A 13,504-nucleotide genomic window follows, 5' to 3' on the forward strand; every position below is an offset into this window, starting at 1 on the left:
TGAAGCCTGCATGGGCATACAGTATCACTATATGATTTGAATGCTCATGCACGTTTCAGTACCTTTGTTTAGAAAATTAAGGAATGGAGTAAGCCCTTTAAATACACTTACTCCTTAGAATTAGCCCGGATTTTTGAGGGGAAGAGTTGCAGCTCTTCCCTTGTTTGTGGGGAGCTTCAGGAATCTGATAAGTAGAGTTTTTTCATGGCTTTTATTTATGGTTAATTGGTGATTTGTTTGTTATTTGTGCGAAATATGAATAGTTTTTCCCGCAATCCTGAATTTAAATGGTGTGGTCATCTTCATAATTCCCAATGCATTATCCAGTGATTCCTTTTCGAGCACACCGCTAAGCTGTTCGGTTTTCAATGTCTGATCATCAAATATCATCTGAACATTATATTTTCTTTCCAACTGTTTGGCTACATCCTCAAAATTCTCATTGATAAATACCAATCTGTTGTTTAACCAGGCAGTTTCTTTGATGTCTTCAGGTTTTATATTTGGTAATTTTCTGAGCTGATATTCAATTTTAGCTTCTTTATTACCTACGAGATCCCCATCGCCGGAGGTTTCTTTCATTACAACCAGTTTCTCATTCGGCAATAGAATAATGTTTTTCTCCGGACGGTCTTTCAGCTCCACTTGTACTTTTCCCTTCAATAAGGTGGTCTCAATATTTTTATCATTGGGATAGGCTTTAACATTAAATACCGTACCCAATACCCTTATACTTAAATGTTCAGTAATCACCAGGAAAGGCTTATGATGATCTTTTGTCACTTCGAAAAAACCCTCCCCTGAAAGGCTGACCAGCCTTGTGTTGCCAGAAAATGATTGTGGATAGCTCAGCGTGCTTCCGGCATTCAGTTTCACCTTTGTTCCATCAGGCAACACCAATTCCCTGGTTTTGCCAAAAGGCACATGGACACTGAGCATTGAGGTGCCGGGAAGCGTTAGAACTGCAGAGCGCCTTGCGGAGTACTCATAAAGGCCGCTAAAACAGGCTATCAGTATAGCGGCAGCAGCAGTCCATTGCCAGTACCACGTAAATCCGGCCTTTACATGCTGTTTTTCAGCAGGATCGTTTCCTTCAGAAGGTGTAACAGTTCCTTCTGAAAAGCGTATGTTATCCCACAGTTTCGCCAAACCTGCATTCAGGTCTTTTTCCTTCAGTCTATATTTCGACCGTTCTACTTTCAGTGCATTTGCTACATTCTGCGTTTTTCTATATTCCGGAAACTGATCCAGAAAAGTCTCTAGTTCCAGCAATTCTTCATCAGTAGCAGATTTTCCCATACTTTTGGCCATAAGCTCAATAAATCTGGATTTTTCCATATTATAAATCTTTCTATCCCCTATAAGACACGCGAGAACTTCGATATTCCTAAGCAGATTTAAAATAAACCGGAAATAAGATTAAGATTTAAAGAAAGAGGACAGAACGCCGAAAATGACCTTCAGAAATGACAATAGAATCGGCAGAATACCCTGTCTTAAGAATGGATATGAGCTAAAAGCCAAAAAGAGCATAAAAAATAAAACAATCAGCTATTATTTAAGGCAAAATCCAGTTTTTTCAACGCAATTGCAAGCTGGGCAAAAACTGTTTTATTGGAAAGGCCCAGAATGGATGCCACCTCATTACAGGAAAGATCATCTTCTTTGACCATCTTGAAAATGAGCTTACACCTGTCTGGCAATTCATTCACTGCTTTTAATACATGATTGGATAACTCTTTAGAGATCAGTAGTTGTGAAGGATCTACCGACAAATGAAAATAATAGGCATCAATTAATTTCTGTTCATTATTTTTTTTTGACGATACACTCCGCAAATGGTTCAGGCATGTGTTTTTGATCGATGTATACAGATAAACCTGTGTATTTCTGATTTCGCCAAGATTTTTGCGCCCAGTCCACAGCTTTATCAATACATCGTTCACAATTTCTTCTGCCGCCTCCCCGTCCTCTACAAAGGAACAGGCAAATTGATACAGCTTATATATATACTGTTTATACAATTCATTAAAGGCAGATTCGTCTTCGTCAACATGAATACGCCTGATCAGGTCTTGTATACTCAAATCTTTTTGATGATTAATATCAATCAATAATATTAAAAAAAATCGTTTTTATCCGGAAAAAATGAAAATGAAATTTTTGGGAACTACGCAGAAATAGTCCGTACCCAGGAAAGATTATAATAGAAGGGAATCCATTGGAAAACGGGATCAACTTCCTTCAACTTATCAAAATATAATAAAAGTTGGTCATCATTAAGATCGTCACTAATCATTGCGATATAATTATCAGGTCTCACCAGCAAATAAAGCGTTGTTTTTAACCCTAATAATTCCCATTCCGCGGATAAGGGCAGGTGCAGCACCTTAATAACGGCTTCCAGTTGCGGAGGAACCAATGGTGGCAGAACCGGATGATCCTGCACCATTCTGGTCTGGTCTTCAACAATTACCAGATGAAATTTTGCTTCGGTTAGCAAATGATAACAGCTTTGCGTCAGGTCATTTCCCCAAACCATTATATAGGGGAACCTGTCTCCCGCTTTGAACTGGAGTTTCTGATGGCTATCATGAAAAGACAAGGGGCTGTCCCTGTAGTTGTACCAGATCTGAGATGCCTTCTTAAAACTCCCTGAGCCTCCAAAGCCTCCTTTTTTCGCCATACGTTTCATCACCAAAGGAGGCAAATGCAAACGCAGCCAGGAAATCACCGGGTTTCTGCTTGTCAGCAATGCATAAATGCGGTGCGAGTATTTTAGCAGCCATTGGGCAAAGGGATATCTTTCTGTATGGTAGCTATCCAGCAAGCGTTCACCTGCATGCCCCCGCAGCACCAGGGCCATTTTCCAGGCCAGGTTATAGGCCTCCTGCAAGCCGGTATTCATCCCCATTCCCCCTGCCGGACTATGCACATGCGCTGCATCTCCTGCCAGAAAACAGTTACCCACGCGAAGCTGGTCCACGCAGCGGTTATTCAACTGATAGACCGTGTACCAGTTCACTTGCTCCACTTCCAGCGGAATCTGAATGGTTGACCTGATCATCCTTTCCAGATCGGAAAAAGGGACGTCCTTCCTTCCCGTAAACTGGGCAGGCAACACACCTGAAATACGGTAACGATGGCCGCCATACATCGGGAAAAATGAAAATAAATTTTTTCTGGATACAGTAGAAACCAGTTTATTATAGGGTTGATCCCAGGTCACCCGGGCATCTGCCACGAAATAATTATCCCTGTATGTTTTGCCTTTAAACCCGCATTGCAGATACCGCCTCACACTACTCCTGCCGCCATCACATGCGATCAGGTATTTTGCCCTTACTGATACTTCTTCTCCGCCGGGGTTCCTGTCCAGCCGGGCTATCACGCCAAGCTTGTCCTGTTCAAGGCTAACAAAGCTGGTATTCCAAAATACCTCTTTGCCATGCTGCCTGATGGTATCATAAAGAATATTTTCATTGGCCGACTGTTCCAGGGTGAATGTATAGGGAAAATCTGTAAGGCCCCTGCCTGCTTCATCTACAGACAGATCAACGATGTTCTCGCCATCTATAAAAAGGCGGATATCTTTAAACATCAGCCCTTTCCTGAAAACGACATCTTCAAGTCCCATCTGTTGGTAGATCTCAAGACTCCTTGCTGTCATCACCATAGCCCTCGATTCTTCTGAAGGATCGGCTTTATGATCAAAGATCATAAAGCCGATTCCAAAGCGGGCAAGCTGACTTGCGGCCATTAATCCGGTTGGCCATGCACCGATAATGATCACTTCCGTTTCCAGTATATTTTTCAAATGATAAAATTTGCTTGTTATGCTATAATGATATTAACGGAATAATTACACATACAATATCAATGCAAACAAAAACTACAAAAACAGATCGTCATAATTAATTAAGGAGCAGATGAGGCATGCACGGGGACATGGCAAAACCAAAAAAGTTTTCCACCTATAACAGAATATTAAAAATTTTATTTATACTTGTTTTATGGGCAACGTTAATTCACTCTTATACCAGATCGGTTATCAGCTAGGACACATGGTTATCTACCTGTCGCCTACCATTATTACAATCTCATTGATCGCCGTACTTTTACGAAGTTTTAACCGCAAATAATTCCAGCTTAAAAAGCAGCGAATCAACCACGCTTAATTATCCTTTCTCGAGGTAAATGAATTGATTGTATCTGTTTTCCATTTCAGATACCCTAAACGGTCACAGTGTTTGGCAACTTCAGTTTCAGTACCTGCCGGAGCATCGTTCACAATCCTCCATCTGATATTATATTTGCTGTTATAGCTGATATAGATCACCACATCACCATATAGCGGTTCCATCACTTCAAGAGGTTTCAATTCTGAAGTTTGCAATTCTTTGGCTAAACGCTCCAGCCTTTTATTCATCAATGTTGCCAGGGCAGCACCAGGATTGCTTGCCGGATCTATAATAGGGACTACGGTTACGTTCATAAATTATAACAGATTCTTTCAGTGTATCACAAAGCAATATTACTATTAATATTAGTAAATATAAAATATATTACTATTTAAATTGACATCAGAAAGTAAAGCTTGTGTTATGATAAGGTTAATGATTCAGGACACGAAAATAAAAAACGTCTCTACAAAATATGGCCATTCCGATAAGTTGTTAAACTTCCAAAATCATTAAATTGTAGGATACCATTTTTCACATGGAATCATGTCTAAATCAATTTAAACCCTATTTGGATCTTCAGTTGACCCTAACGGGAACCCAGTGGGAAGAAATGAAACACCTATTCGAACAAGTTTCATTAAAGAAAGAGCGTCAGTTGACAGGTAAAACCGGGGACTTGTTTTATGTCGTCTCAGGTTTTCTGATTGAAAATCAGAACTTAGGATTGAAGCACTTTACCATGGTCAGGTTCTTTCAGCAGCATGAGCTGTTCACCTTCCCGAAAAAGATCATGGAAGGCGAAATCATCGCCACCGAAAATACGGTACTGCTGAAGATGAGTGTAAAAAAGATATCCGCGTTGCAAAACACCTCCGCTGCATTTTGCGACTTATGGAAAATCGTAAAAAAAGAAGCAGCAGGAAAATATTACAAAAGACTGGAATTCCTTCAGGGGTTCAAACATCAGCGTTTTGATCACTTCCAAAAGCAGTTTCCAGCGGCGGCGGCCTCCATCAGGAACATAGACCTTTGCACTTATCTGGATATCAATAAAACTTATTTCAGCACGATAAGAAAGCCAAAGAAAACAAAGATTAAATAGGTTTGGACTGTATTTCACGAGATCAACTCCATGTGAAATCCAAATAAAAATATTTGGATTTCCGAAGCTTCCTGATTGGAATTCAGAATTCATTTTTTCCATTATCTGAACTCCGATCTTCGGAATTCCGATCAAATTTTCAAGTCCTGTCAGGTAAATTTATACTATAGATCACCGATAAATTAACCTCTCAGCAGAACAGAAATGGAAGCCATTTTAACATCTGATTATGAAAACCTGACAAGAATACGTCCTGTCAGGTTAGGAAAATACTACGTTCCCATCCAGCTTCTGAAAACATCTTCCAAGGGAGATGTGTACGGGGCCGTTTCACTCAGGAATTTCTCTTTCAGCCGATGTATCATCAAACATGGTAATCCGGGTGCACTGCTTGATCAGTACAACCGGGATATGAAAGATCGACTGCTGTGGCAAAAATCAGTTTTAGAAGATCTTCATGAAAGTGTAGTTACGCCCGGTTACATTGATTATTTCGAGGCGAAAGGACGCAGCTATCTGGTGATCGAATATGCAGATGGAACAACGCTGTTTGATGTAGTTAAGAATAGCTATCAGGATAAAACATGGAGGACTCTCCCGCTAAAAGCGAAAAGAACGTTGTTGAATTTATTTATAGCAAGCTTAGCCCTTGTTGATAGCGTTCACCACAAAGGATATGTACACCGGGATATTACTGATAGTAATTTTATGCTGTTGAAGGACGGAAGGCTTTGTATCCTTGATTTTGAATTATCATACGCAGTTGAAAAAAAGACACTTGAACATCCTTTCCTCCTCGGTACGTTTGGGTATGTAGCACCTGAGCAACTGAAACAGGCGAAGCCGGATTATAAGGAAGACATCTACTCCCTTGGTGCTTTATTATGCTTTTTACTGAGTAACACCCCTCCTGTCAAATTCGTCAGCAGCAACTTAAATCAGGTGCAGCAAAAACTATTGAAGATCACGCTCAGCCATTCCCTAACTAAGGTGATCATAGATTGCTTATCTGCAAAGCGATCTCAACGACCATCAATCTCAATTTTAAAAACAGTAGTATCAAAATACTTAAATCAACTCAAATGATATGAAAACCAAACAATGGATTACAGAAATTATCATCTTTCTGCTGGCTGCATTATTCTTATATACTGCGGTAGATAAATTATTGGATTTTAAACAGTTTATCCAACAGATCAATAACCAGCCATTTAACAATAACCTCACTCCTGTTCTGGTACATGTGCTGCCGGCATCGGAGATCCTGTTGACTATGCTATTACTCTGGCCTAAAACCAGCTTAGCTGGTTTATATGGAGCCGCGGGTTTGCTCACTGTATTTACCACCTACATCGCACTGGTCACATTCAATTTTTACGACCGTGTGCCCTGCGGGTGTGCAACAGCATTTGAACACCTCAGCTGGCCGGTGCATCTGGTTATAAACAGTAGCTTTTTGATATTGTCCGTAACTGGCATTTGCCTCCAGCAATCCCGGAGGTTGAAGACACCCTAATGCGCATGGGACAGGGCAATCCCGAACCCTGATTACAAATGAGGGATTATTTAATATTATAGAAAAATGTTAGTACAGACAACAAATCTCTTACAAAGAGTCCGTGTGATCACGATCGCACTGGTAACAATAATTGGTTTTGGCACGATGGCCATGAAACCCGCAGCAGCACCACACAATTTCACATATGGAGTTGCAGAAACCGCCGGTGGATTGAATTGGCAAATCCGATCAGATGCAACTGGCCAAATAAAGGGTCTGGATTACATTTGTGAAGGAGAAGCAAATAGGACCTGCATAATTTTTTCAAATGCGACATTGAATCCTGGGGATTTGGTTCCAAAGGATCCGGCGTTAATAGCGAGTCCGGGAAGATTTGAGCGACCTTAATATTCTATTTGATTGTTACAGTAAGGGGCCAATTTGTGGCCCCTTACTATTATTGAATGTTTTTTAATGCATTATCTATTTCTTTAATGAGTTCATTCTCATGTCTTAGTCCAGTGCCAGAAAATTTAATAATATTACCCAGATGATCAATCAGCATTGGAGAAGGATAACCGGTAATATTATAATATTTAATCATATCGTTTTCAAAACCGTCACCATTCGTGTATAGGTTTACGGCTTTGGGAGACGTATATTCCCCACTTTTCACGCTACTTATCCATTGCTCTTTTTTCTTATCCGCGCATATGGTTATAAATACCACCTTCGGATTTCGCTTATAAACATTTTCTACTGAATCCAATACCCCCTGATAATAATGTTTACAATGCACACAACCAGTAAACCAAAAATCTATGAAAACAACTTTTCCTTTAAAATCCCGCAAAGTCACCGTTTTTCCATTTACATCCCTTAACGAAAAATTATACGCTTTATATCCGGCGGAATGCCTGTCAAATTCTTTGATTCTGGTTAAACAATAAGGGTCCTTCACATTTAGGATTGCATCATTTAAAATCTCCTGATATTTATCATTTATTGTCTTCCAATAACGCATAAAATATGACATTAATATTTTATCCTTAAAACGACCATTATTTAAATCCTTCACATATGGATATAATGCTGAAGCACCCAACTGACCTGTACTCATCATGCTTTCACAACTTAATTTTGCAAGTATAAATTCAGCATACACTTTTGAGTCATACAATACGCTGTCAGGTATATCTTTTGCAAAGTCAAATTTAAAAATATCAGCAAGGTTTTTCTCATATTTTTTAAGACCAACGGTATCTTTATTATATACCAGCTTCACTAAATGAAAACCTAATATATCCATGATCTGGCTCCCTAACTTTCCCACAACATCAGCGTTCAGCAGATGATAAGAATAAGCCGACATTTCAGGCTGATATCTTTCAATTAACTTGCGCATAAGATATAAAGATCTTAAATCCCTGGATATAATTCTCTCGGTAGCGTCAGCAAAATTCACTTCCGGCCATTCCTTGCTAGTAGGTAGATATACTTGTTTATAGCCGTTCTGGCAGCTATACTTAGCAGAACCAATACCGGAAAAATCCAGCCGGTAATTAACCGGATAATCAGCCTTCTTCACAAGGATTCTGATTTGGTCACCCGGTTCGAAAAAATATCGTTCTACCATGGGTAAATCATTCATACCCTGTGTAAACATAATTGAAAAGTACAATGGTTTTTTCTGATCTTTCAGCTCAAAAACAAAAGAACCTGCTTTTGCAGACTTAGCCGGAACCCGTACCTGTCCTACCTTGGACGCATCATATTCATTTACGCCTTTCTCGTAGACGATCATAAACGGTTTATCTTTAATTAACGAATCCAGGTCTACCTGGATGGTTACATTTTTTTTATCTGCTAATATCTCCTTAGCCATTGTAACTTGTGTACTTAAATTAATCAGGATCATTATTATGACCGCATTTATTACATGTTTCATCATTATGTTATTTATTATCTGATATTTTGTTGAATTTTATTTGCCCTGATCTCATCGTCTGGAATAGGGAGCGTATATCTTGGATTGTTCGGAGGAAGCTGATAGCGCTGTCCGTCTACCATCCGTGTTAGCGTTTTTGCAAACCTTACATCCTGATTTAACCTTCTTAAATCAGACCATCTCAGGTTTCTGAACAGACATTCCTTTCTTCTTTCCAGCAATATCAAACTCAGGACATCACTAACAGAACCAGTCGAATAGGGCACATATTCGCCGGTTTTGAAACGTTTTAAAAGCAATGTATTCAGTGCATCTAAAGCAATTGCATCATGCCCCAACCTGGCCTCGCACTCTGCTTTGATCAGATATACTTCGTCCGTTGCCAGACCGTCGAACCCAGCGAGCACCGCATTGTAAAAACCTTTAAATACCACGGTTTTTGCAACGGGATCAACAGTAAAGAATAGGGTTTTTCTTAAATCATCAGCTGCATACAACTGATAAAAATCCTGCCCTATCTGCCAGCTTCTGGTAGAGTAAGATATCTGTACAGCATTATAGATCACCTCATCTATCAGCGGACTAAATGGAGCTCTAACGGTTGCGTTCAGCGTATTGTAGTCTACAAGCTGGTTATCATACAGCAAGCAACGATCGGCATTCAGCACTGCCCTATCATAGTTTTGCATCGTCAGGCAAACCCTTGCCAGCAAAGCATAAGCAGCGGGTTTACCCGGCTTACTCCGGTCGGTCTTTGAAACACCATCAGGCAACAGCGGTATCGCCTGTTCCAGATCTTTTACAATTTGCTGAAAAGTAGTTTCAACGGTTGCCCGGGGAGTTTTTTCCTGAAGATCAGTGTTTAGCCTGAGCGGAATACCAAGATCGTTATTAGCAGATGCGGGCCGGTATGGCTGACCAAATATTTCCTGCAGATCATAAAATGCATGTGCCCTGCAAAACAACGCCCAGCCTTTTAAAACTTGAATATCTGTTGCGTTATGTTTGTTTTTTAGTTTATCTACGCCATCTAATACGAGATTGGCATAGTAAATCTTTTTATAAGGATTATTCCAGTTTAAAGAAGTAACACCCTCATTCAAATCTTTGCTCCAGTGATACGCATCCCTGACAAAAATCGGCTGACCTGCCCACAGTGCATCAGGCAGGTAGATATCGTCCGTCCCAATCTCAGCCAAAGCTGGCATATCCGTAAACATGATCTCATTCTCCAGCAAGGCCTGATAATCGGCCACACTATTCGGCACCGCCAAACTCTTATCCGGCACGGCGTCCAGATACTTAGCACAGCCCGTGACCAAAAACAAAACTATCAGGAACAGGATCAACAGGTATTCAGAAAGTAATAAGTTTTTCATAACGTTATTCATTTATAGATTTACAGATCAATTTTAAGCCCCAGTGCAGTATTCAGCGGCAGCGGATAAACGGACGCATCCGGATCGAGCCCCGCATGGTTTGCCCGCCAGATCACCCCCAGATTACTCACATAGCCATACACCTGGACGTTTTTAAAAGGCAAAGCCGGAAACTGCTTTTTAGATAAACTATAGGAAAGCTGCACATCCTGCAGCCTTACATGGTCGCCCTTTTCCACGAGCGCTCCCGAAGACAGGTAAAAACTATCCCTGTTTGCATTCGCGGGGTACACCATTGAAGGCACGTTTGTGCGGAGTTCATCACCCGGTTTCTGCCACCGCTTTGCAAAATCACTATGTCCTGTGCCGGAAGTACCACTAAAGAGGTTGCTGTAATTGACAGATTCCCGTCTGAAGTGATACCCGAGTTTATAGATCAGGTTCAGGGAAAGTGACCAGCCCCGGTAGGAAAAGCTGTTCATCAGGTTTCCGAATACCGGTGGTGATGAAGGGCCTTTATATTCCAGGTCATTCAGGTTCGTGCCTGTAACCATCTTCGCATAGTCCTTGCTTACTACACCATTCAGATAACCCAGCGGATCACCCGTTTGCCCGTCCAGACCCACCCATTTGTACGCATAGATGCCGCTCATATCCCTTCCAATTTTTGGCACAATGCCGGAAATATAATCCGCATTGCTTACAGGCGTCATCTTGTAATCTGTGATCCAGCTTTTCGTATAGGAGAACAATCCCATTGTGTTCCATTTAAACGCAGCGTCTATGACCAGCACCTGCAGGCTGAGGTCAAGCCCTTTGCCTTTGATAGCCGCAGTATTTCCCCTGAACGAAGTGTAACCACTGGTCGGGGCCAGCAATGCGTCGCCAATCAGGTCCTTTCCATTCTTGCGGTAATATTCAATACTTCCGGCAACGCGGTTATTTTTAAATCCAAAATCTGCTGCCAGGTTCAGCTGCCCGATCCGTTCCCATGTCAGATCCGGATTTGGCGGGTTCAGAACAGCTGAATAAATAGCCCCATAACGGTTTGTACTGGTTACCCGGGTAGTCAAAAAGGCAGTGATGTTCTTATCTATATTCCCGTTATAACCATAAGTGGCCCGGAACTTCAGCAGCGGCAGCAAGGCCGGGGAGTAGAACTTTTCCCTGCTGACTGTCCATCCTGTGCCCACAGAGTAAAGAGGGGCCCATTTTTGGTTCGTCTTTAAACCAAAAAGATTTGATCCATCGCTTCTGGCGGAGGCCGAGAGACTAAATCGCCCAAGATAGGTATAAGTACCATTTCCGAAGAAAGAAATCGTCCTGTTCGTTAAGCTGCCCAGGCCTAATCCCGACGGGATCACGGCAGAAGCGCCAGTGATATAATTGGGATAGGAATTAAAAAAATCTATCGGCAGGCTTGTTTCACGCAGGGAATCATAACCATAAAGATTATACCGTGAGGACCGTGTATTCAGCTCCCCTACTTCAGCGCCTGCCAGCAAATTCAGCTGGTGTTTTTCCTTCAAGTTGCTGTCAAAATTCAGCTGCCCCCTTAAATTCTGTGAATTGTACTTTCCGTTACTTACGTTCATGATCTCTCCCAGGGGAATAGGCCTTGTTACAGTTCCGGTAGTGGCATTGATCTGGGTATAAGAATTGATCAGGTTCCTGGTGAAAAAGGTATCCTGACTGTAATGGTTCTTCGAATCCGTTTCTCCGTTTCCGTAGCGGTATTTCAGTTCTGCATTCAAACCAGGGATGATCTTATACTTCAGCCCCAATGAAACCTGGTAATCCACTAAACCCATTGTATTATCGGCAAAGCCCAGTTCATCCAGCGGTTTATAGTCCCAGTTCAGTAAGTTTACATTTGCTTTTGTACCGGGGAAACCTGTACGGTACTTTGCTATTGGCAGCGCATTTCCGTTCCCGTCGGCCAGCATGGCATAAGGATAAAGCTGCCCGTTACCAAAGGAAGGGCTTACGGCATTGTTCTGCGTAGTGCTTTTTGCAAATAAGATCCCCGTGCTGATCTCCATTCTGCGGTTCAGCAGGCTGTAGGTGTTACTGGCATTCAGCGAGGCCCTGTCATATGTATTTCCGATGGCCTGCCCAAGGTTTTTATTGTATCCACCGGAAACATAGTACAGTTGTTTATCACTTCCCCCGCTGAGCGATAAAGCATATTGCTGGCTGATGCTCTCGCGGTAGAAGTATTTGAGCAGGTCGTCCCTTACATCATGCCGCGCGAGTTCGTTCAGCTGTACAGCGCTCCGGGCCTGGGTAATCGTCCCCGCACGTTCTTTGATCAGTATCTCCACCGCAGGAGTCAGCGCCGAATATCCATCGGCGATATAGCTATTGTACTTTCCCTTTTCAAACTGAAATTTCTCCGCGGCGATAAAATCTGAAGAAGATATTTTTCGTTCATCATACAGGTTTGGCTTACGGCCGATATTCACATTGCTGTTGAAGGAAACATGTACAGGCTGATTGTATTTCCCTTTCTTAGTGGTAATGACAATCACGCCGTTGCCCGCACGGGTACCCCATATAGATGCCGCAGCGGCATCTTTCAGAATGGTGACGTTCTCTACATCATTGGGATTGATATTGTTCAGGTCGCCTTCGTAGGGAAAGTTATCCAGTATGACCAGCGGCTGACTGTTGGCCCAGATGGTACTTTTACCCCTGATGGTTATTCCAAGGCTGTTCGTAGCGGTGGCATTGCCGAATAACAAACCACTTGATACGCCTTTCAGTCGGCCGATCACATCCGTGGATACGCTTCTGTTAAATAGCGCACTTTCTATCACACTGAAGGAACCTGTGGCACGTTCCCGGGGAAGGGTCTGGAAACCTGTGGAAACCGTGACCTCACTCAGTATACCTGTATTTGGCTGAAGAATAATCTTAAACGGCCCCCGGCTATAAATACTGTATGGAATTTCCAGGGTTTTATAACCTACATAACTAACTAGCAGGATTCCCCCATGTGATTTTACCGCCAGGCTGAATGCTCCGCTTTCATTGGTCTGCACCGTGGATAGCTGATCAGCCGTCTTCACGGTAGCACCTTTTAAGGCTTCCCCATCCAATGCCGACTGCACTGTGCCCCTGAGGCGCTGTCCGGACTGAGCTATTGCCCTGGGGTTTACGCAGGAGTTGATCATGAGAATAAACAGGGTGATCATCCCTAATTGAGTTCGAAAATTTGGACATAACAATCCCATTAAGCTATTTTTCGCTTTCATTTTTTTATTTAATAAGTATTATTTTTAAATGTTACGAGGCTATCATAAGCCTTTTTCTGTATTTTGAGGCGATGAGATCATGACGGCTGTTTTATTGTTATTGGGAAGTAGAATTTTACTATAGGCGAAGTGATTG

Annotated in this window: 11 protein-coding genes; 4 read left to right on the forward strand and 7 right to left on the reverse strand. The window is 41.9% G+C overall.

The annotated features are described in order from the left end of the window. Nucleotides 1-240 precede the first annotated feature (240 nt). From BLW16_RS15560 to BLW16_RS15575, 4 genes are all read right to left on the reverse strand, one after another. Complete coding sequence (locus tag BLW16_RS15560) at nt 241-1,338, reverse strand: FecR family protein (RefSeq protein WP_090558294.1); 1,098 nt, start codon at nt 1,336-1,338, stop codon at nt 241-243. A gap of 209 nt (nt 1,339-1,547) precedes the next feature. Then, a complete protein-coding gene (locus tag BLW16_RS15565) occupies nt 1,548-2,087 on the reverse strand; it encodes an RNA polymerase sigma-70 factor (RefSeq protein ID WP_175470602.1) in 540 nt (179 codons plus the stop codon). Between the two features lie 83 nt (nt 2,088-2,170). Beyond that, nucleotides 2,171-3,817 (reverse strand): FAD-dependent monooxygenase, encoded by a 1,647-nt coding sequence (locus tag BLW16_RS15570; protein WP_090558300.1) that lies wholly within the window; start codon nt 3,815-3,817, stop codon nt 2,171-2,173. A gap of 357 nt (nt 3,818-4,174) precedes the next feature. Further along, a complete protein-coding gene (locus BLW16_RS15575) occupies nt 4,175-4,495 on the reverse strand; it encodes a hypothetical protein (RefSeq protein ID WP_090558303.1) in 321 nt (106 codons plus the stop codon). A gap of 224 nt (nt 4,496-4,719) precedes the next feature. On the opposite strand from BLW16_RS15575, the gene BLW16_RS15580 reads away from it, so the two are divergent. The 4 genes from BLW16_RS15580 to BLW16_RS23295 all read left to right on the forward strand — a co-directional run bounded on the left by BLW16_RS15580 (nt 4,720) and on the right by BLW16_RS23295 (nt 7,192). Then, on the forward strand, nt 4,720-5,286 hold the full coding sequence (locus tag BLW16_RS15580) for a hypothetical protein (protein WP_175470603.1): 567 nt from the start codon (nt 4,720-4,722) through the stop codon (nt 5,284-5,286). Nucleotides 5,287-5,490: 204 nt separating this feature from the next. After that, complete coding sequence (locus BLW16_RS15585; protein WP_090558308.1) at nt 5,491-6,372, forward strand: serine/threonine protein kinase; 882 nt, start codon at nt 5,491-5,493, stop codon at nt 6,370-6,372. A 1-nt stretch (nt 6,373) separates the two neighbouring features. Beyond that, nucleotides 6,374-6,802: a MauE/DoxX family redox-associated membrane protein gene (locus tag BLW16_RS15590; protein ID WP_090558310.1), complete on the forward strand. Its 429-nt coding sequence runs from the start codon at nt 6,374-6,376 to the stop codon at nt 6,800-6,802. Nucleotides 6,803-6,868: 66 nt separating this feature from the next. Further along, on the forward strand, nt 6,869-7,192 hold the full coding sequence (locus tag BLW16_RS23295) for a hypothetical protein (protein WP_090558312.1): 324 nt from the start codon (nt 6,869-6,871) through the stop codon (nt 7,190-7,192). A 49-nt stretch (nt 7,193-7,241) separates the two neighbouring features. Here the strand turns inward: BLW16_RS23295 and BLW16_RS15600 are convergent, their stop codons facing one another. The 3 genes from BLW16_RS15600 to BLW16_RS15610 are packed head-to-tail and all read right to left on the reverse strand — an operon-like array spanning nt 7,242 to nt 13,308. Then, on the reverse strand, nt 7,242-8,735 hold the full coding sequence (locus BLW16_RS15600; protein ID WP_090558313.1) for a TlpA family protein disulfide reductase: 1,494 nt from the start codon (nt 8,733-8,735) through the stop codon (nt 7,242-7,244). Nucleotides 8,736-8,746: 11 nt separating this feature from the next. Further along, the gene (locus BLW16_RS15605; RefSeq protein ID WP_175470604.1) at nt 8,747-10,111 is read right to left on the reverse strand and encodes a RagB/SusD family nutrient uptake outer membrane protein; all 1,365 of its coding nucleotides are present in this window, start codon (nt 10,109-10,111) and stop codon (nt 8,747-8,749) included. Between the two features lie 20 nt (nt 10,112-10,131). After that, nucleotides 10,132-13,308 (reverse strand): SusC/RagA family TonB-linked outer membrane protein, encoded by a 3,177-nt coding sequence (locus BLW16_RS15610; RefSeq protein WP_175470605.1) that lies wholly within the window; start codon nt 13,306-13,308, stop codon nt 10,132-10,134. Nucleotides 13,309-13,504 lie beyond the last annotated feature (196 nt).

It is taken from the genome of Pedobacter hartonius, from assembly GCF_900107535.1.
GTDB lineage: Bacteria > Bacteroidota > Bacteroidia > Sphingobacteriales > Sphingobacteriaceae > Pedobacter > Pedobacter hartonius.